Origin of the sequence: Streptomyces sp. NPDC006309, from assembly GCF_040613095.1 — a bacterium.
Lineage (GTDB): Bacteria > Actinomycetota > Actinomycetes > Streptomycetales > Streptomycetaceae > Streptomyces.
This window is the reverse complement of sequence record NZ_JBEXRO010000008.1, coordinates 227,940-247,753: the sequence shown is the minus strand read 5'-3', so window position 1 is coordinate 247,753 and position 19,814 is coordinate 227,940. Positions and strand designations below refer to the sequence as shown.

Here is a 19,814-nt window from a genome sequence, read left to right as displayed (position 1 = left end):
ATCCGCGGCCCCGGCACCCTCGGGCAGCACACCGGTCCAGTCGACCGCCACACCCCGCACGAACACCTCGGCCATCGACGTCAACAGCCGCCGCAGACCACCCTCTTCGCGCCGCAACGAACCCGTGACGACCGCCTCGCACTGCGCCTCGTCGAAGATCTCGTTGACCGGCTGCACAAGAACGGGATGGGCACTGGATTCGACGAACACCGTGTGGCCCTCGGCGAGGAGGGAGGCGATCGCCGGGCCGAAACGGACCTGGCCCCGCAGATTGCGATACCAGTAACCGCCGTCCAGCACACCCGCCTCACGCACCCAGCCACCGGTCACCGTGGAGAAGAACGGCACCACCGGCGCGAGACTGCGAATGTCCGCGAACGCCTTTCCCAAAGCCCCCTCGATCGCCTCGACATGACGGGTGTGCGAGGCGTAATCCACCGCCACCCGGCGCACCCGCACACCGTCGGCCGCGAGCGCGGCCAACGCCTCGTCCAGGGCTTCGGCGTCACCGGCGATCACCACCGACGAAGGACCGTTCACGGCAGCGACCTCGACCCGGCCCTCCCACGCAGCGATCCTGCCGACAGCGTCCGCCTCGGACAGCGCCACGGAGGCCATACCACCCCGACCCGCCAACTCCCCCGCGATCACCTGACTGCGCACCGCCACGACCCGCGCCGCATCCCCCAGCGACAACGCACCCGCCACACAAGCCGCGGCGATCTCACCCTGCGAATGCCCCACCACCGCATCCGGGACAACCCCCACCGACGCCCACACAGCCGCCAGCCCCACCATCACCGCGAAACTCGCCGGCTGCACCACATCCACCCGCGCCAGCAGATCAACCTCACCCCGCAGCACGGACATCAAGTCCCAGTCCACCCACGGTGCGAGAGCCCGGGCACACTCCCCCACCCGCTCCGCGAACACCGGCGACGACTCCAGCAACTCCCGCCCCATGCCCAACCACTGCGAACCCTGACCGGGGAACACCAGCACCGTCCGCCCAGCAACAGCCGTACCACCGCTCACCACCCCGGCAGCCGACTCCCCCCGAGCCAGCACACCCAGCCCCGCCACCGCCTCCCCACGCGAACCGGCAACCACCACCGCCCGCTCCGAAAGCACCGCACGCCGGGCCGCCAGCACACCCGCGACCTCCACCAGCGACACATCCGAGTCACCGACGAACACCCCGAGCCGCTCCGCCTGCCCCGACAGAGCACCCACCGAAGCCGCCGACACCACCAGGGGCAGCACACCGTCGTACGTCTCGGTGGGGGTGACGGGCTCGTCCGGCACCTGTTCCAGGATCACGTGCGCGTTGGTGCCGCTCACGCCGAAGGAGGACACCCCGGCCCGGCGGGGGCGGCCGGCGTCGGGCCAGTCCCGGGCCTCGGTGAGGAGTCGGACCGCGCCCGCCGACCAGTCGACCTGGGAGGAGGGGGCGTCGACGTGCAGCGTGGCCGGGAGGACACCGCGGCGCAGCGCCTGGACCATCTTGATGACGCCGGCGACTCCGGCGGCGGCCTGCGTGTGCCCGATGTTGGACTTCAGGGAGCCGAGCCACAGGGGTCGTTCGCGGTCCTGGCCGTAGGTGGCGAGCAGGGCCTGTGCCTCGATCGGGTCGCCGAGGGTCGTGCCGGTGCCGTGGCCCTCGACCGCGTCGACGTCGGCCGGGGTCAGGCCCGCGTCGGCCAGTGCCTTGCGGATCACCCGCTGCTGGGACGGTCCGCTGGGAGCGGTGAGGCCGTTGGAGGCGCCGTCCTGGTTGACCGCGCTGCCCCGGACGACCGCGAGCACCCGGTGCCCGTTGCGGCGGGCCTCCGACAGGCGTTCCAGGACGAGGACGCCGGCGCCTTCGGCCCAGCCGGTGCCGTCGGCGGCCTCCGCGTACGACTTGCAGCGGCCGTCGGCGGCCAGGGCGCCCTGCCGGGAGAACTCCACGAAGGTGCCCGGGGTCGCCATGACGGTGGCGCCGCCGGCCAGGGCCATGGCGCACTCCCCGCGGCGCAGGGCCTGGGCGGCGAGGTGCAGGGCGACGAGGGAGGAGGAGCAGGCGGTGTCCACGGTTACGGCGGGGCCTTCGAGGCCGAACACGTAGGCGATCCGGCCGGAGGCCACGCTGGTCGCGGTGCCGGTGGTCACGAAGCCTTCGAGTTCCGCGGGGAGTTCGCCGCCGGTGCCGTACTGCTGGCCCATCACACCGGCGAACACGCCGACGTCGGTGCCCTTCAGGGAGGTCGGGTCGATACCGGCCCGCTCCAGCGCCTCCCAGGAGGTCTCCAGCAGGAGCCGCTGCTGCGGGTCCATCGCCAGGGCCTCGCGCGGGGAGATCCCGAAGAAGCCGGCGTCGAACCGGCCCGCCTCGTGCAGGAAGCCGCCCCGGTCGACGTAGGAGGTGCCCGTCTGCTGCGGGTCCTGGTCGAAGAGGCGGTCCAGGTCCCAGCCCCGGTCGGTCGGGAAGCCGGAGACGGCGTCCCGGCCGGAGGCGAGCAACTGCCACAGTTCGTCGGGGTTGTCGATGCCGCCGGGCAGCCGGCAGGCCATGCCGACGATGGCGATGGGCTCCTGCGGGTCGGCGGCTCCGGCCGGCTGCTCCTGTGGCGCCGGGGTGTCGTCCCGGCCGAGGACCGCGCCGTGCAGGTGGGCCGCCAGGTCGCGCGGGGTCGGGTGGTCGAAGGTCACGGTGGTGGGCAGCCGTAGGCCGGTGTGCTCGGTGAGCCGGTCGCGCAGGGCGACGACGGTCACCGAGGTCAGGCCGAGGTCGCGGAAGGCGCGGCCGGCGGGGAGCGGGGCCGCGTCAGGTCCGTTCATGACCGTGGCGGCCTGTTCCCGGACGAGTTGTTCGAGGTGGGACAGCTGGGCGCGTTCGTCCAGGCCGGCCAGGCGGGTGCGCAGGGCCGCGGTGACCGCCGGGTCGGGCCGTGACTGCCGGGCCGGTGGTTCGATCAGCGCGCGCAGCAGCGCGGGTGCCGGCCGGGACGGGTCGGGCAGGGTGGGCCGGGGCGCGAGGAGGGCGGGGGTCCGGCCGGCCAGCAGGACGTCGAACGCGGCCAGCAGGTGGGCGAGTTGTTCCGGTGCGTCCTCGGTGTCCCGGGGGCCGGTCCAGGCCAGGGTGGAGGCGGTGGCGCCCCTGGCCCGGCGGGCGTGTGTGACCGCCTCGGTGCGGGCGTCGCGGACGGCCCGGTCCGGGTCGCCGGGCGCGCCCAGGGTGGCTGAGCCGTCGGTGACGGTGACGAACTCGGTTCCGTCGTCGGCGAGTTCATCGAGGGCGCGGCCCAGGCCGGGATCGCCGGTGGTGTGCACCACGGCGGTCACCGGGTGCCGGATGTCCGCCAGGGCGTGGTGCGGGCCGGGGCCGTCGGCGGTGACGCTGGTGGTGTGGGTGCCGGGGGGCCAGGCGTCCGGGTCGGTGCCGTCGGTGGTGCCGGGTGCGTGGACGAGCAGCAGGTGGGCGGCCCGGTGGACGTCGGCGAGGTGGTGGGCGAGCGCGGCGCCGAGGGGGGTGTCGGTGCCGGTGACGACGACGGTGCCGGGGCCGGTGAGCGCCGGGGCGGGCCGTGGCCGGTCGTCCAGGGGGGCGCGCAGCAGCCGGGGCAGCAGCAGCCGGCCTTCGCGGACGGCCACCTGCGGTTCGTCCGTGGCGAGGGCGGTGAGCAGCGTGTCCGCGTCCGGGCCGTCGGTGTCGAGGTCGATGACGGTCACCTGCGTGTGTCCGTCCGCCTGGAGGGACCGTACGGCGGCCCACAGGGCGGCGCCCGCCGGGTCGGGCGCGGTGTCGCCCACGGGTGTGGCTCCGCGGGTGAGGACGACGAGCGGTGCGGGGGCGGCGCCTCTGGTGACGTGTTCGGTGAGGACGCGGGCCGGGGTGGCGGGGTCGGCGGTGGGGGCGGGCGGCAGGAGGACGGTCAGGGGCGCGTCGCTCCGGGCCGCGGACGCCAGGTCGGGGTGGCGGCCGGTGCGGACGCCGGCCGTGCGCAGGGCGGCGGCGAGTCCGCCGGTGTCCTCGCCCACCAGGGCGCACGCGGCCGGGCGGGCGGCGGCGGGTCCGGTGGGTGCGGGGATCCAGGCGGAGGTGACCAGGGCGTCGTGGTGGCCGTCGGCGGTGTGCCGCGGCCAGTACGGCTGTGCGGCGAGCAGCCGGCGGACGATCTTCCCGGAGGCGGTGCGCGGGATGACGGTGGTCTCGTGGATCCGTTCGGGGATCTTGTAGGCGGAGAGCCGGGCGCGGCAGTGTTCGAGGACGGCGGCCGTGTCCAGGCCGGCCGGGCCGGGGACCACCCAGGCGACGGGGACCTCGCCCAGGGTGTCGTGGGCGGCGCCGGCGACTCCGGCGTCGGCGACCCCGGGGGCACCGCGCAGGACCGCCTCGACCTCGTCGGGGTGGATGTTCTCGCCGCCGCGGATGATCAGGTCCTTGAGCCGGCCGCAGACGGTGACGTAGCCGGCCGCGTCGCGGCGGGCCAGGTCGCCGGTGCGGAACCAGCCGTCGCGCAGGGCGGCGCGGGTCGCCTCGGGGCTGTTGTGGTAGCCCACCATGACGTTGGGGCCGCTGACCCAGACCTCGCCCTCCTGCCCGGCGGGCACGTCCTGTCCCGTACCGGGGTCGACCACGCGGACGTCGACGCCCGGGACCGGCAGCCCGCAGGAGCCTTCCACGCGGGCGCCGTCCGGCGGGTTCATGGTGATCGCGCCGCAGGTCTCGGTGCTGCCGTAGGCGTCGACCAGCGGGACGCCGAAGGTCTCCTCGAAGGAGCGGCGCAGCTCGGAGCCGGTGACGGCGCCGCCGACGAGGCCGATGCGCAGGTCGGGCAGGGACAGGCCGGTGCGCCGGGCGGTGGCGACGAGGTGGTGGTAGGTGGTGGGGACGCCGGCGAGGAAGGTGGCCTTCTCCTCGCGGAGCAGATCCAGTACGTCGTCGGCGGAACCGCCGTCCGTGATGCGGGCGGTGGCGCCGACGGCGGTCACGGACAGCACGCACGCGATGTGGGAGAGGCTGTGGAACAGCGGCAGCGGCCAGAGCACCCGGTCGTCCGGCGTGAGGCCCGGGAGGGGGACGTAGCTGACGGCGACGGACCACAGGCAGTTGCGCTGGGTGGACAGCACGCCCTTGGGGCGCCCGGTGGTGCCGGACGTGTAGAACATCCAGGCCACTTCGTCCAGGCCGAGGTCGTCGGGAGCGGGCGTGCCCGGGTCGGTGACCGCCAGCTCGTCGTAGGCGTGGGTGCCGGCCGGTACGGACGTGGTGCCGGCCACCAGGACCGTCGTACGGGGGGCGGTGGACGCCACCACCTGGAGAAACGTCACTGCACTGCCTGCCCCGGCGAGGGCGAACACCGCGCCGCTGTCGGCGAGAAGGTACTCCAGCTCGGCGGGCGCGGACCGCGGGTTCACGGGGACGCCGACGCCGCCGGCGCGCACGACCGCGAGGTAACCCTCCACCATGGCGACGGAGTTGCCGAGGCACAGCGCCACCCGGTCGCCGCGCCGCAGACCGAGGCGGACGAGATGTCCGGCGAGCCGCCGGGTACGCGCCTCCAGCTCGCCGTAGGTGACGGAGCGCCGGTCGTCCGCGAAGGCGGCCTTCTCGGGGGTGCGGGAAGCGTGCTGTCGGAGCGTGACCGCAAGCGGTGTGACCAGGTCGGGACGCACGCCTCGGACTCCTTCCACAGGGCGGCAGCGGGTACCGGGGGCAGCAGGTCGGGAGCGGTTGCCGGACACGGCCGAGACGGCTGTGCGGCATCGGACAGCCGGCCTGCGTCCTGAGCGACGGGAGCGGAACATCCCCGTGCCGCGCTGGTACGCGCGGCGGTCAGGCGCCCGGAAGAGCGGGGGCGGCCGCCCCCGCGCGACATTGCGCGGGACGCCGCCACGCCGCCGGAGGTGGTCGGAGGGGTGGTGTGACCGAGAGGTGCGGGGTGCTACCAGGTGACGGGCAGGCTCTTCAGCCCGAAGACGGATCCGCGCAGGCTCAGCGGGATCTCCTCGGCCGGCGTGGCCGCCCGCAGGTCCGGGAAGGCCTCCAGCAGCACGCGCAGGCCGGTGCGCAGTTCGAGGCGGGCCAGGTTCTGGCCGACGCACTGGTGGATGCCGTGGCCGAACGCCAGATGTCCGGCGGTGTCGCGGTCGAGGTCGAGCTGCGCGGGGCAGCCGTACTTCGCCGGGTCACGGTTGGCGGCCGGCAGGGACACCGTGACGGTCTCCCCCTTCTTCACGGTCCGGCCGTCCAGCTCGACGTCCTCCAGCGCGGTGCGGAAGATCTCGTACTGGTTGACGGTCACATAGCGCAGGATCTCCTCCACCGCCGCGTCGACCCGGGTCAGGTCGGCGCGCAGGGCGGCGAGTTGCCCGGGGTGGTGCAACAGCGCCAGCACACCGACACTGAGAGCGCTCTCCGTCGTCTCGTAGCCCGCGAACAGCAACAGGGCCACCATGTTGCCCAGTTCCTCGTCGGACAGCTCACCGGCGGCCAGGAGGCGGCTGATGATGTCGTCGCCGGGTTCCTTGCGCTTGCGCTCGATGGTCTCCCCGATGAGCGCGCCGACCTGCCCGTAGGCGGCCATCGCCTCCTCCGCGTCAGCGTCCGGGTCGTGGGTGAGGGCGGGCACGTCCTGGTACCGTTCCCGCTCCTCGTACGGCAGGCCGACCAGCTCGGACAGGACCCGCAGGACGAACGGCTTGGCGAAGGTCGCGAGCAGGTCGGCGGGGGCGCCGTGCTCGCGCACCGCCTCGATCTGCTCGGCGGCCACCGTCTCGACGCGGGGGGCGAGTTCGGCGATGCTCCGGACGGTGAACTCCCGCGCCAGCATGCGGCGGAAACGGGTGTGGTCCGGCGGGTCCATGTGGATGAACATGCCGGGCAGCGCCGGGAACTGCGGTACGGGAGCACCGTACTTGGTGACCGGGAAGTGGCCGATCTCCAGGCTGTGGCTGAAGCGGGGGTCGCTGAGGACCTCACGGACGAGCCGGTGGCTGGTGGCGATCCAGCCGATGTGACCGTCGGGGTAGGCCATCCGCGCGAGCGGACGTTCCTCCCGGAGCGCGTCGAAGATCGCGGGCGGGTCGAAGTGATGGGTGCGTGACCAGACTTCTTCGTAGGAGAGCATCTCGCTCATGAAGCACCTTCCCCACAGTGTGTGCGAACGTACCTGGCCGCGGAGAACCGCGCCCCCCACGGGTGCGCCCGCCCGCGAGAACGGTGGTGCCGAAGGTCAGAGGGCCAGCTTGCGCAAGGTGTCGCGGGCGTCCGCCAGGGACTTCTCGCCCAGCGGCTTCAGCTGCGCCATGGCGGGCACGATCGCCGCGAAGGTGAGTTCGGCGTGCACGAACTTCAGGTGGTCGGCGAGGCCGATGGCGCTGAGCACGGCCCGCAGGTACGGCTCCTGGTAGTCCCAGCCCTCGCGCGGGGTGCCGGGGGCGTAGGAGCCGCCGCGCGCGGTGACGGCGATGACGTTCTTGCCGCTCAGCGCGCCGGACTCGGCACCCGGGAGGATCATGTGGGCCGGGCTGACCAGCCGGTCGATCCAGGCCTTGACCGACGACGGGATCGTGTAGTTGTACATCGGGATGCCGAGCACGATCGTGGTCGCCTCGCGGACCTCGGAGACGAGCGCCTCGGTGAGCGCCTGCTCCTCGGGGCTGACGCCGTGCAGGTCGCCGGACGGGTCGAAGAGCCACTCCCGCACCTCGTGCGTGATGTGCGGGACCGGCTCGGCACCGAGGTCGCGGTAGGTGTAGCCGGCGTCGGGGTGGTTCTGCCGCCACTGGGTGGCGAACTCGGCGGTGAGCTGCCGCGTCACGGACTCGCCGGAGCGGATGCTCGCGTCGATGTGCAGAAGATGGGTCATGACATGTCTCCTGGCCACTTGTACGGCTGTTCCGGCAACCCGCCCGGTCCCTTCCGGCCGGCACTCGCCGACGGACGGCACACCACGGTGAGGAGCGGTGCTTGTCTCGACGGGAGGCTACGGGCAGACACCGCCGCGGCGGCATCCCCCAGGTTGGTAGGGCGGGGTCGGTGGTGCCGGCGCGGGGCTGCCACCTGCGACGACGACCCCGCACCGGCGGGTGGCTACCCGGCCTGCCGGGCCATGGGCGGCCGGATCTTGAACCCGGGCTCGGACTCCCGCGGGGAGTCGGGGCGTTCCTCGACCAGGATCCGGTTCCAGGAGCGGGCCAGTTCGACGCGGGAGGTCACGTCGAGCTTGCGGAAGATCTTCTTCAGATGGAACGCCACCGTGTGGGGCGAGATGTACAGCTGGCTGCCGACCCGCCCGTTGGTCAGGCCCTGGCTGACCAGTTCTGCCACCGCGAACTCGGTGTCCGTGAGCCGGCTGACCCGGGTCCGGCTGCGGGCCGGCCGGCCGCACTGGCCGTCGAGCTCCCGGATCCGGCTCTGCACCCGGGACAGGTCGCGGGACGCGCCGGCCCGCAGGTAGGCGTCGGCCGCGCGCCGGAGCAGGTCGACCGCCCGGTCGCGCTCCGAGACGCGCGCGGAGCGTAGGCGGCTCGCGTCCTCCAGCGCGGACGCCCGGGCCCACAGGTCCAGGTGCCGTTCCGCGGCCGCCTCCAGCGCGTCCGCGTCCCGCTCGTAGAGCGCGGAGGCGTGCTCGGCCGCCGCCTGCACGCTGCGGAAGCTCCGGTTGACGAGGGCGAGGGCGCTCATGCGGCGGACGGTCCCCTCGGCGAGGCCGTCGTCGCCGAGGCGCTGCCCGGCCCGCACCAGCCAGGAGGCCGCCGCCGGCTGGGACACCAGCAGGTCGCCGGTGAGCACGTCGTCGTGGGCGATGCCCTTCAGCAGATGGGCCACGCTCTCCAGGCCGTTGCGGGCCTCCAGCGCCTGGGCGGCGGCCCACACGCACTGGCCCGGCATGAGGTTCTCCTGCCCGAGCAGTCCGGCGTCCCGCAGGTAGTTGGCGTACAGCAGGCCCGTCGTCAGGTCCAGGGAGCGCACCGAGCACACGGCCATGACCACGTGCCCCCGCGGCGGCAGACCACGGCTCCCGGCCTGGCCGGCCAGCCGGAGCCCCGCCTGGGCAGCCGCCGCCGCCTCGACGGGTCTCCCCGCGGCGAGGTGGATCTCCGCCTGGCACAGGTGCAGCGCCGCCTGCACCTCCGGGCGGAGCGACGCGTGGGGAGCGGACGCTGCGCCGGCGATGAGACGGCCGGCCGGCCGCAGGCCGCGGACGCGGGTCAGCAGCGTCGCGTACCAGATGCGGGCCTCGAGCGAGCTGACGCGACCGGTCCGTTCCCCCGGGACCGGTTGCGACGCCGCGGCCGCTAACTCCATGCTTTTGCCAAGCCGTCCGTCGAGCCAGAGCAGCGCGGATTGTGCGATAGAGCGGCCCGGTTCGGAAGATGATTCCAGAAGAATTTGTTCGGAGATGACTGAATATCGCGGGGGCACTACAAACCTCTGACTCGTGATCGGGTGGCGTTCTGATCTCGTGGGGGTGTCGCTCTGACCCGTTGGCCGCTTCTTCGGGGCCGCTCGGAGGTGGTGCCCTGTCCCCCGCCGTGGCTCTCCGGGGACCCGCCCGGAAGAACCGCAAGGTGTCCTGCGTCTGCTCGCGTCCGCCGTCCAGCACGATTCCGCACCTCACAGCTGCTTTGTCCGCCGACGGCCCGCACGGGACGACCCGTGCGGTCCGCCCTTCTCCGACTCGACCGGAGCGCCTCAGCGCCCCGTCCGCCGTGCTGCGCGAACGAACGGCCCGCGCACTCCGCCCTGCCGGAGCGGCTGCTGCATGGCACGGCCCGGTTTGATGAAGAACATCAAGTAACCCCCCTGGCCTGTGCGCCGGTTGTCCGTGTTGCTACACGCAAGGTGAACCGCGGTCGCGCACGAACCTCACATGACCGGCGAGGAATAACGCCCCCGCCATCCGCTCATGGATCCCTTCGCACAACCATACGTATTCATGCGGTGAAGCACCACGAATCGCCGTGACGCTGCCGTTAACGCTTGCCGACGACCGGCCGGGCGCACGCGTGATCACGGCCACCGTTCACCATTCCCCCACACAAGTCCCACCCCCGTCCCCGTCGCAAGACGGCTCGCCGCCCCGCGTCCCCGGAGGGAAGCCCTGCCCCGATCGGCGCCCGTGTGAACGTGACCAATGCCACGGAGATGAGGGGCTGTTGATCCGGTGGCGCAACCGTCGGGGTTCGGCCATGATGGCCGGACGGCGGCGTCAGGACGGGGGTGCCTGGACGCCCGGCCGGAACTTCGGCACGCGGACCGTGATCTTCGTACCGGCTCCCACGCCCGTCTCGATGACGAGGCCGTGGTCGTCGCCGTACACCTGGCGCAGTCTGCGGTCCACGTTGCTCAGGCCGATCCCGGTGGACGCCCCGGCCGTGCCGCGCAGGATCCCGCGCAGCCGCTCCGGTTCCATGCCGACGCCGTTGTCCTCGATGACGACCCGGGCCTCGGTGCCCTCGTCCTCGGCGGTGATCGTCACCCTGCTGCGCTCCACGGAGTCCTCCAGGCCGTGTTTGAGGGCGTTCTCGACCAGGGGTTGCAGACACAGGAACGGGAGCGTCACGGGCAGCACCTCGGGGGCGATGCGCAGGGTGACCTGGAGACGGTGGCCGAACCGGGCACGGGCCAGCTCCAAGTACTGCTCGATGGAGCGCAGTTCCTCGGCGAGCGTGGTGAAGTCACCGTCGCGGCGGAACGAGTAGCGGGTGAACTCGGCGAACTCCTGGAGCAGTTCGCGGGCGCGGTCGGGGTCGGTGCGGACGAAGGAGGCGATGCTCGCGAGGGAGTTGTATACGAAGTGCGGGGAGATCTGTGCGCGCAGCGCCCGCACCTCGGCCTCGTGCGCGCTGGAGCGGGCCCGGTCGAGGCCGGCCAGGTCGAGGTCCACCGAGAGCCGGCGGGCCGCCTCCTCCGCGGCCCTGACCAGTGTGGCGGACTCCGCTTCCGCGAACACGGCGAGCGTGCCGGTGGTCACCCCGCCGGCGCTCAGCGGCACCAGGACGGCCCAGCGCACCGGGCAGCCCTCGTCGGCGCAGGACAGCGCGAAGGTACGCGGGCGCGGGGCGGGGGCCGGCTGGGCCGCGAGCTGGTCGCGGTGGTGCTCGGCGGCGCCGTCCCAGACGAGGATCCGGGTGTCGTCGGCGAGGGCGAGGGCCGGGGCGCCGAGCAGGGGGCGCAGCCGGCGGGCCGTCCTGCGGGCCGTGTCCGGGGTCAGCCCGGCGCGCAGCGGTGCCGCGGCGAGCGCGGCCGAGTGCAGGGCGTGCGCGAGGGCGCGCGTCCCGTCGGTGCCGGCCGCGTGCTCCAGCTGCCGGCGCGCCGCGCCGTGCCCCAGGGCGGCCCCCAGCACGAACAGCGCGAGCCCGGCCAGCACGAGGGCCGTGGTGACGAGCACGGTCATGAGCGGTGCGGCCGGAGGTGATCCGGCGGACGGACGGACACGGGACTCCTCGGTGGCGGTGGCGGTGTGGGTGGCGGTGGCGGTGGGGGCAGGGGTGGCAGTAGCGGTGGGGTGATCGGGGTGGGGCCGGGGGCGTCGGGGTCCGGGGGTGGCAAGAGGCTGGTCGTGGCGGACGGACGTGGGCGGGGCGGCCGGGGGGAGCGATCAAGGCTGGGGGGCGGGTGGAGGCCGGAGTGATCAGGAGTGGGCGGGGCCGGTTCGGGCAGGGCGATCAAGGCCGGGGGTGGGTGGCAGGGCGGTCAGGGGTGGGTGGGGGCGGGTTCGGGCAGGTGGAGGCGGGCCATCGTGGCGGTCGTGCCGGGTGGCACCCGGTCGCGGGTGGCCAGGGACGTCAGCACCATGGCCGCGAACCCCACCGGCACGGACCACACCGCGGGCCAGGCCAGCAGGGTGTGCAGCCAGCCCGACCGGGCGCCGCCCGCGATGGTCACCGTGACCGCGGTGAGCGCCGAGCCGCCGCCGAGCAGGAGCCCGGCGATCGCGCCCGGCGGGGTCAGGCCGCGCCACCAGATGCCGAGCACGAGCAGTGGGCAGAACGAGGAGGCGGACACGGCGAAGGCGAGCCCGACCGCGTCGGCCACCGGCAGGTCGCTGACCACGGCACCCGCCGCGGTGGGCACCGCGATCGCGGGCAGCGCGGCGAACCTGAAGTGGCGTACCCCCAGGGTGGGCAGCACGTCCTGGGCGAGCACGCCGGCCACGGACAGGGTGAGCCCGGAGGCGGTGGACAGGAACGCCGCGCAGGCGCCCCCGGCGACGAGAGCGCCGAGCAGATCACCGGTGACGCCGCCGATCAGCCGCTGCGGCAGCACGAGGACCGCGGCGTCGGTGTCGCCCGTGAGCAGCAGGTCGGGCGCGTACAGCCGGCCCAGCATGCCGTACAGGGGTACCAGCAGGTAGAAGGCGCCGAGCAGGCCGAGCACGATCACGGTGGTGCGGCGGGCGGCGCGTCCGTCGGGGTTGGTGTAGAAGCGGACGACGACGTGCGGCAGGCCCATCGTGCCGAGGAAGGTGGCCAGAATCAGCCCGTAGGTGGCGTACAGGCTGTGCTGTTCGCGGTCCGCGGAGAGCGGTCTCGCCCAACTGGACGGGGCGGTACGGCCGGACGTGCCGGCCGGCAGCGGGACGCGGGCGCCGGCCGGGAAGCGCAGGGTGGTGTCCGCGCCGATCCGGTGCCGCCCCTCGGTCAGGGTGAGCGGAGTACCGTGCAGGGTACGGCCGTCGACGGGACCGGAGACGGTCACACGGACCGGTGCGCGGACGGTGAGGGTGACCGGCCGGTCCGGGCGCACCTCGGTCGAGCGGTGGAAGACGGGCCGGTCGTCCCAGGACGGAGCCGGGGCGTGGTCGGCGCGCCAGGCGAGCAGCAGGAAGGCCACGGGCACCAGCAGGGCGGTGAGTTTCAGCCAGTACTGGAAGGCCTGGACGAAGGTGATGCTGCGCATCCCGCCGGCGGCCACGGCCACGGTCACCACGGCCGCGACGATCAGCCCGCCGAACCAGCCGGGCACGCCCGTGAGCAGCCGCAGGGTCAGCCCGGCCCCACGCAGCTGGGGCAGCAGATACAGCCAGCCGATGCCGACGACCAGGCCGCCCGCGACCCGGCGGACCGCCCGGGACTCCAGCCGGGCCTCGGCGAAGTCCGGCAGGGTGTAGGCGCCGGAGCGGCGCAGCGGGGCGGCGACGAAGGCCAGCAGCACCAGGAACCCGGCGGTGTAGCCGATGGGGAACCACAGCATGTCGACGCCCTGGGCGAGGACGAGCCCGGCGACGCCGAGGAAGGAGGCGGCGGAGAGGTACTCGCCGCTGACCGCGCAGGCGTTGAGGCGGGGGGCCACGGTGCGTGAGGCGACGTAGAAGTCGGAGGTGGTGCGGGAGACGCGCAGGCCCAGCGAGCCGACGAGGACCGTGGCGAGGACCACGGCCGTCACGCCCGCGATGCCGTACGTCCGGTTCACCGGCCGGTCCCGGTGTGTGGTCGGCGCATGGTCAGGGGCGCTCCGCGGGGGCGGGCGTGCCGGTCTCGTTGCGCTCGGCCCGGCGGACGTACCAGGCGCCGATGCCCAGCAGCGCCGGATACGGCGCCACGCCCAGCAGGAGCCAGAGGGCCGGCGGGACGCGGGCTCCGGTGCCGGCCAGCGGCAGGGCCCGCAGGAGGACGGGGAGCAGACCGAGCGGGACCGCGAGCAGGGCCGTCGCGGTGAGGGCGGCCCGCAGCTGACGGCGCATCAGAGCGCGGACGGCGGTGTCGCCGTCCGGGTGGGCGGGGGCGGGAGTGGGCGCGGGGACCGGGGGCGGCAGGGCCCGGCCGCCGCCGGGCGTGTGCGGCCGTCCGGTGACCACCTCTCTGCGAGGGACGGATTCCGTACCCATCACGCACTCCCCGACGCCACGGTGATCACCTTGTGTGCGGCGAGTGTACGCAGAGCGCCACCGCCGAGACACCCGGCGGACCGGATTCCGCACGGCCCGGCACGCGGGGGCCGCGCCCGTGCGCGGCACCCGGGCCGCCGTCGCACCGCCGGTTCAGCGGGGGCGGGCCGTCGCGCGGATGGCCAGCAGGTCGCGGAGTTCGCGGGCGTTGCGGCGGCTCACCGCGAGGATCCGGTCGCCGATCCGGACGCTCAGGTTGCCGCCGTCCAGCCGGAGTTCCTCGATCCGGCCGAGGGCGACGAGCCGGCTGCGGTGGATCCGCACGAAGCCGCGTGCGCGCCACTGTTCCTCCAGCGTCGACAGCGGTGTCCGCACCAGGTGGCTGCCGCCGCGGGTGTGCAGCCGGGCGTAGTCGCCGTGCGCCTCGGCATAGGTGATGTCGGCGACGGGCACGAAGCGGGTCACCCCGCCCAGCTCCACCGGGATCTGGTCACCCGGAGCGGGCGCGGGCGGCGGGAGGGCGGCGGGCCGGGGCCCCTGGCCGGCCCGGACGAGATCGGCGACCCGGCGCACGGCCTCGGCGAAGCGCTCTTTGCGCAGCGGCTTGAGCAGGTAGTCGACGGCCTTGAGGTCGAAGGCACGGACCGCGAAGTCCTCGTGGGCGGTGACGAAGACGATCAACGGTGGGGTGGCGAACCCGCCGAGCAGCCGGGCCAGTTCGAGGCCGTTGAGGCCCGGCATGCTGACGTCGAGGAACACGACGTCGAAGGCGTCCGCGCCGTCCGGCCCCTCCTCCATGGCCCGGCCGAGCCGGCGCAGCGCCTCGGTGGCCGCGGACGCAGGCACGACCGTGCCGACCCTCGGGTCCTTCCCGAGCAGGTACAGCAGTTCCCCTAGCGCGGGGCGCTCGTCGTCCACCGCCAGGACGCGCAGGGGTACGTCGCTCACGTGCATGTTCCGGCAGCTCCTGTCGCCCTCGACCGCTCCTCCCAGGGAATGGTGGCCCCGTCGGGCTCCCGCGTCGAGATCGCGTACGGCGGTGCGCGCGGATCGGCGGTGCGCCGACGGGATGCCCGGGCCGGCGGTGTGGCCCCGGTCGGCGGGTGTGGCCGGGTCGGCGGTGTGCCCCGGGCCGGTGCCGTGGCCGGGTCGGCGGGTGTGGCCGGTCCCTCACCCGGCCATGATTGCCTTGGCGGCGGAACGGACCGGCACGCACGGAGGAGACCCGGTGGCACACCTGACACCCGAGGAGTGGGACGCCCACTACGCGAGGGGCGGCCGGTTCCGGTCGCTGGGCGAGGCCGAACGGCGGCTGCTCGCCGCACACGTCCCGGCCCCCGCCGGCGGGCTCGCCCTGGACGTGGGCTGCGGACTCGGCGAACTCGCCCGCCATCTGGCCGGGTCGGGGTACCGGGTGGACGCCATCGACCTGTCGGCCGCCGCGCTCGCCGAGGCCGGACGCGCGGACGGCCCGGAGGTGGCGTACCTGCGACTGGACGTCGAACGCGACGACCTGGGACAACTACCGCACGCGGCCTACGACTTGATCACCGTCCGGCTCGCCTGGGCGTTCGTGCGCGACCGTACCCGGGTGCTGAACCGGCTGCGGGAGCGGCTGCGTCCCGGCGGCGCGCTGTGCGTGATCACCTCGGTCGCGGACGCCGTACCGGAGGACAAGCGGCCCGTCGCCCTGGACGAGGAGGAGATCGGACTGCTGTGCGCGGGCTGGGAGTCGGCCGGGCGGTACGACGCCGACGGCCTGGCCCTGCTCGTGCTGCGCGGCCCCTCCCCCGGCCCGCTCGTGTGCGCCGCCAAGGGACGCCCCGTCCCGCACGCGCTGACCGGTGCCGGTGTCGTGGTCACCGATCCGGTGGGGCGGGTGCTGCTGGGCTGGTCGGTGCGGGGCGTCTGGGAGCTGCCCGGCGGCAAGAACGACCCGGGTGAGGACTTCGCCACCGCCGGGGTGCGGGAGCTGGCGGAGGAGACGTCGCTGCGGGCCGACCCGGCCGGCGTCCGGGTGCGTGCGGTGCTGCTGGACTCCGTCGACGGCATACCCCGGCTGACGGCCGCCGTCCAGGTCACCGCGTTCACCGGTGCACCGGTCGTCACCGAGCCGCATCTGATCCACCGCTGGGAGTGGCACGAGGTCGCCGACCTGCCTGCCCTGTCCGCACCGCTGTTCACACCGAGCGCCCACGTCCTGGACACCGTGTGGCCGGGTCTCCTGCCGGGCCTGCCGCCGGTGCACCGCTACCCGGTCGCCGGGGACTGACGGACCCGGCCGGCCCGGGCGGGGTCAGCCCTCGGACAGCAGGCCGGTGAGGATGCGGTCGGGGGTGAGGGGGAGTTCGCGGAAGCGGATGCCGGTGGCGTGGTGGACGGCGTTGCCGAGGGCGGCGGCGGTGCCGACGATGCCGATCTCGCCGATGCCCTTGCTGCCCATCGGGTTGAGGTGGGGATCGTCCTCGTCGATCCAGTCGGCCTCGATGGCGGGGACGTCGGCGTGGGCGGGGACGTGGTAGGAGGCGAGGTCGGTCTCGGGGAAGTCACCGAACGCGGGGTCCAGGGTGCTGCCCTCGGTGAGCGCCATGCCGAGGCCCATGACCATGCCGCCGGTGAACTGGGAGCGTGCGGTGCGGGCGTTGAGGATGCGGCCGGCGGCGAAGACGCCCAGCATGCGGCGCACCCGGACCTCACCGGTGACGGTGTCGACGGCGACCTCGGCGAAGTGGGCGCCGAACGCGTGCCGCGCGTAGGGGCTGTCGGCGTCTGCGCGGCCGGTGGTGTCGGCGCGGACGGTCAGGCCGTCGGGGGGCAGCGGGCCGGGATGCGCGGCGAGCCGGGTGCACGCCTCGTGCACGGCCCAGCCCCAGGAGGCGGTGCCGGAGGAGCCGCCGGCCAGCGGGGCCGGCGGCAGGTCGCTGTGGCCGACCTCGCAGCGGACCCGGTCCAGGGGGACGCCGAGGGCGTCGGCGGCGATCTGGGCCAGGACGGTACGGGCTCCGGTACCGATGTCGGCCGCGTTGACCCGGACGGTGAACGTGCCGTCGGGCAGGGCCTGGGCACTGGCCGAGGACGGGGACGCCATCACGGGGTAGGTGGCGGCGGCCACGCCGGTGCCCAGGAGCAGGGGGCCCTCGCGGCGGACGCCGGGGCGCGGGTCGCGGCCGGCCCAGCCGAAGCGGCGGGCGCCCTCGCGCAGGCACCGCACGAGGCCGCGGCTGCTGAACGGCCGGCCGCTGCCGGGTTCGCGGTCGGGTTCGTTGCGGACGCGCAGCTCCACCGGGTCCACGCCGAGCGCGTCGGCGAGTTCGTCCACGGCGGATTCCAGGGCGTACATGCCGGGGGCCTCGCCGGGCGCCCGCATCCAGGAGGGGGTGGGCACGTCCAGGGGGACGACGCGGTGGGTGCTGCGCAGGGCGGGGGTGGCGTACATGGTGCGGGAGACCAGCGCGGCGTACTCCACGAACTCCTTCACCCGCGAGGTGTAGGTGGTCACCTCGTGCAGCAGGGCGGTGAGGTGGCCGTCCGCGTCCGTTCCGAGCCGGATCCGCTGCCGGGTGGGGGCGCGGTGGCCGGTGGTGGTGGGCAGGTGGCGGCGGTGGCAGGCCAGGGTGACGGGCCGGCCGGTGTGCCGGGCGGCCATCGCGGCGAGGACGACGTCCGGGCGCGGGGTGCCCTTGGCGCCGAAGCCGCCGCCGACGTGCTCGGCGACGACGGTGATCCGCTCCTCGGGCAGCTCGAACAGCTGGGCGAGCACGGACCGGACGACCGTACCGCCCTGGCTGGAGGTGTACACGGTGAGCCGGTCGCCGTCCCAGTGGGCGGTGCTGGTGTGCGGCTCCATGGGGTGGTTGTGCAGCGGCGGCACCCGGTAGGTGACGTCGACGCGCACGGCGGCAGCGGCGAAGGCCGCCTCCGGGTCGCCGTGCTCCAGGGTGCCCGGCCGGCCCCCGGCTTCCTCCGGGGCGTAGGCGTCCCGGTGGCCCTCGTTCAGGTCCACGTCGTGGGGCCGGGTGTCGTAGCTGACCCGGACCGCGCGGGCGGCGGCTCGGGCCGTCTCCAGGGTCTCGGCGACGACCAGGGCCACGCACCAGCCGCGGTGCGGTACGGCGGTGTCCTGGAGTACGGCGAGTGTGGCGTCCTCGGGTTCGGCGAGGCGCGGGGCGTCGCCGGGGGTGAGGACGGCGAGGACGCCCGGCAGGGCGAGGGCGGCCGAGGTGTCGACGGCGGTGACCCGGCCGCGGGCGACCGCGGCCGGGACGGGCCAGGCGTGGGCGCGGCCGGGCACGGCGTACTCGGCGGCGTAGCGGGCGGTGCCGGTGACCTTCTGGCGTCCTTCCCGGCGCTCGGCGGGGGCGCCCAGGGCGCTGCCGGTCATGGTTCCTCCTGTGGCGGCTCAGGCCGTTGCGGGTGCCGGGGCGAGACGGTGCAGGACGTCGAGGGCCAGGTTGCGGGCGAGGGGCACCTTGTAGGCGTTGTCCCGCAGCGGCTCGGCGTGCGCGAGTTCGAGTGCCACGGCCCCTTCGAAGGCGGCCGGGGTGGCGGGGGCGCCCAGCAGGGCCAGCTCGGTGTGCCGGGCCCGCCAGGGCCGGTGGGCGAGTCCGCCGAAGGCGACGCCGGCCTGGTCGACGACCCCGTCCACGACCTTCAGGACGACGGCCACGGAGGCGAGGGCGAAGGCGTACGACGCCCGGTCGCGGGCCTTGCGGTAGGCGGAGGGGACCCCGGCCGTGGCGGCCGGCAGGACCACCCCGGTGATCAGTTCGCCGGGGCGGATCCAGGTGTCCCGTTCGGGGTGCTCGCCGGGCAGCCGGTACAGGTCGGCCACGGCGAGGCGCCGGGTGCCTTCGGTGCCGTACAGCTCGACCTGGGCGTCCAGCGCGGCCAGGGCGACGGCCATGTCGGAGGGGTGGGTGGCGATGCAGTGCTCGGAGTGGCCGAGGACGGCGTGGTCGCGGTGGACGCCGTCCCGGGCGCCGCAGCCGCTGCCCGGCTCGCGTTTGTTGCAGGGCTTGTCCAGGTCCTGGAAGTAGGGGCAGCGGGTGCGCTGGAGCAGGTTGCCGCCGGTGGTGGCGGCGTTGCGCAGCTGTGCGGAGGCGCCCGCCAGCAGGGCCTGGGACAGGGCCGGGTAGCGGCCGCGGACGCGCGGGTCGGCGGCCAGGTCGCTGTTGCGGACGGTGGCGCCGACGCGCAGGGAGCCGTCGGGCAGCTCCTCGACGGTGTCCAGCGGCAGCCGGCCGATGTCGATGAGGAGGGCGGGCCGCTCGACGCCGAGTTTCAGCAGGTCGACCAGGTTGGTGCCGCCGGCGAGGTAGCGGGCGCCGGGGTGGGCGGCGTACGCCTCGACGGCCTCCTGGAGGCCGGTGGGCCTGAGGTATCCGAAGCCGGTCACTCGATCACGTCCTCGATCGCCTCGACGATGCGCGGGTAGGCGCCGCAGCGGCACAGGTTGCCGCTCATCCGCTCGCGGATCTCGGACCGGTCCAGCGGTACGGGCCGCCCGGCGGGGGCCGCCGGGTCGGTGACGTGCGAGGGGTGGCCGGCCGCGCCCTCGGCGAGCATGCCCACGGCGGAGCAGAGCTGGCCCGGGGTGCAGTACCCGCACTGGAAGGCGTCGCGGTCCAGGAAGGCCCGCTGGAGCGGGTGCGGCTGCTCGCCGTCACCGCCGAGGCCCTCGACGGTGGTGACCTCGCGGCCGTCGAGGGTGACGGCGAGCAGCAGGCAGCTGTTGAGGCGGCGCCCGTCGACCAGCACGGTGCAGGCGCCGCACTGGCCCTGGTCGCAGCCCTTCTTGGACCCGGTGAGATCCAGGTCCTCACGCAGCACGTCCAGCAGGACGCGCCGGTGGTCGATGAGCACGGTGTGCGGTTTGCCGTTGACCCGGAGGGTCACCTCGCAGTGGTGGCCGGGCTCCTGTGGGCTGGTCATGTGGGGGCTGACCTTCCGGACGGGCGGTGATGCCGTCCCCACCGCGTATCCAGGCGCGGGCGG

At 74.5% G+C, this 19,814-nt stretch carries 12 protein-coding genes; 1 reads left to right on the top strand and 11 read right to left on the bottom strand.

Annotated features, from left to right (window positions below):
* The 8 genes from ABZ117_RS14445 to ABZ117_RS14410 all read right to left on the bottom strand — a co-directional run.
* On the bottom strand, positions 1 to 5,658 hold a 5,658-nt coding region (locus tag ABZ117_RS14445; protein ID WP_356820591.1), incomplete at its 3' end, for a beta-ketoacyl synthase N-terminal-like domain-containing protein.
* A 269-nt stretch (positions 5,659 to 5,927) separates the two neighbouring features.
* Complete coding sequence (locus tag ABZ117_RS14440; RefSeq protein WP_356820589.1) at positions 5,928 to 7,121, bottom strand: cytochrome P450; 1,194 nt, start codon at positions 7,119 to 7,121, stop codon at positions 5,928 to 5,930.
* 96 nt (positions 7,122 to 7,217) lie between these two features.
* A complete protein-coding gene (locus ABZ117_RS14435) occupies positions 7,218 to 7,853 on the bottom strand; it encodes an NAD(P)H-dependent oxidoreductase (RefSeq protein ID WP_356820587.1) in 636 nt (211 codons plus the stop codon).
* Positions 7,854 to 8,077: 224 nt separating this feature from the next.
* Positions 8,078 to 9,295 (bottom strand): LuxR C-terminal-related transcriptional regulator, encoded by a 1,218-nt coding sequence (locus ABZ117_RS14430; protein ID WP_356820585.1) that lies wholly within the window; start codon positions 9,293 to 9,295, stop codon positions 8,078 to 8,080.
* Positions 9,296 to 10,199: 904 nt separating this feature from the next.
* Complete coding sequence (locus ABZ117_RS14425) at positions 10,200 to 11,387, bottom strand: histidine kinase (RefSeq protein WP_356820583.1); 1,188 nt, start codon at positions 11,385 to 11,387, stop codon at positions 10,200 to 10,202.
* A gap of 299 nt (positions 11,388 to 11,686) precedes the next feature.
* Complete coding sequence (locus ABZ117_RS14420) at positions 11,687 to 13,405, bottom strand: cation acetate symporter (RefSeq protein WP_356820581.1); 1,719 nt, start codon at positions 13,403 to 13,405, stop codon at positions 11,687 to 11,689.
* Between the two features lie 31 nt (positions 13,406 to 13,436).
* Entirely contained in the window at positions 13,437 to 13,820 is a 384-nt protein-coding gene (locus tag ABZ117_RS14415) for a hypothetical protein (RefSeq protein ID WP_356820579.1), read from the bottom strand.
* A 153-nt stretch (positions 13,821 to 13,973) separates the two neighbouring features.
* A complete protein-coding gene (locus tag ABZ117_RS14410) occupies positions 13,974 to 14,774 on the bottom strand; it encodes a LytTR family DNA-binding domain-containing protein (RefSeq protein ID WP_356820577.1) in 801 nt (266 codons plus the stop codon).
* 274 nt (positions 14,775 to 15,048) lie between these two features.
* Here ABZ117_RS14410 and ABZ117_RS14405 point away from each other — a divergent pair, with 274 nt between their 5' ends.
* The gene (locus ABZ117_RS14405; protein WP_356820575.1) at positions 15,049 to 16,092 is read left to right on the top strand and encodes an NUDIX domain-containing protein; all 1,044 of its coding nucleotides are present in this window, start codon (positions 15,049 to 15,051) and stop codon (positions 16,090 to 16,092) included.
* 24 nt (positions 16,093 to 16,116) lie between these two features.
* Here ABZ117_RS14405 and ABZ117_RS14400 read toward each other — a convergent pair whose 3' ends face one another.
* The 3 genes from ABZ117_RS14400 to ABZ117_RS14390 are packed head-to-tail and all read right to left on the bottom strand — an operon-like array spanning position 16,117 to position 19,751.
* Positions 16,117 to 18,201: a xanthine dehydrogenase family protein molybdopterin-binding subunit gene (locus ABZ117_RS14400; protein ID WP_356820573.1), complete on the bottom strand. Its 2,085-nt coding sequence runs from the start codon at positions 18,199 to 18,201 to the stop codon at positions 16,117 to 16,119.
* Between the two features lie 18 nt (positions 18,202 to 18,219).
* Positions 18,220 to 19,215 carry a xanthine dehydrogenase family protein subunit M gene (locus ABZ117_RS14395; protein ID WP_356820571.1) on the bottom strand — a complete coding sequence of 332 codons (996 nt, stop codon included), beginning with the start codon at positions 19,213 to 19,215 and terminating at the stop codon, positions 18,220 to 18,222.
* The gene (locus ABZ117_RS14390; RefSeq protein ID WP_356820570.1) at positions 19,212 to 19,751 is read right to left on the bottom strand and encodes a 2Fe-2S iron-sulfur cluster-binding protein; all 540 of its coding nucleotides are present in this window, start codon (positions 19,749 to 19,751) and stop codon (positions 19,212 to 19,214) included. The genes ABZ117_RS14395 and ABZ117_RS14390 overlap by 4 nt, the downstream gene beginning before the upstream one ends.
* Positions 19,752 to 19,814 lie beyond the last annotated feature (63 nt).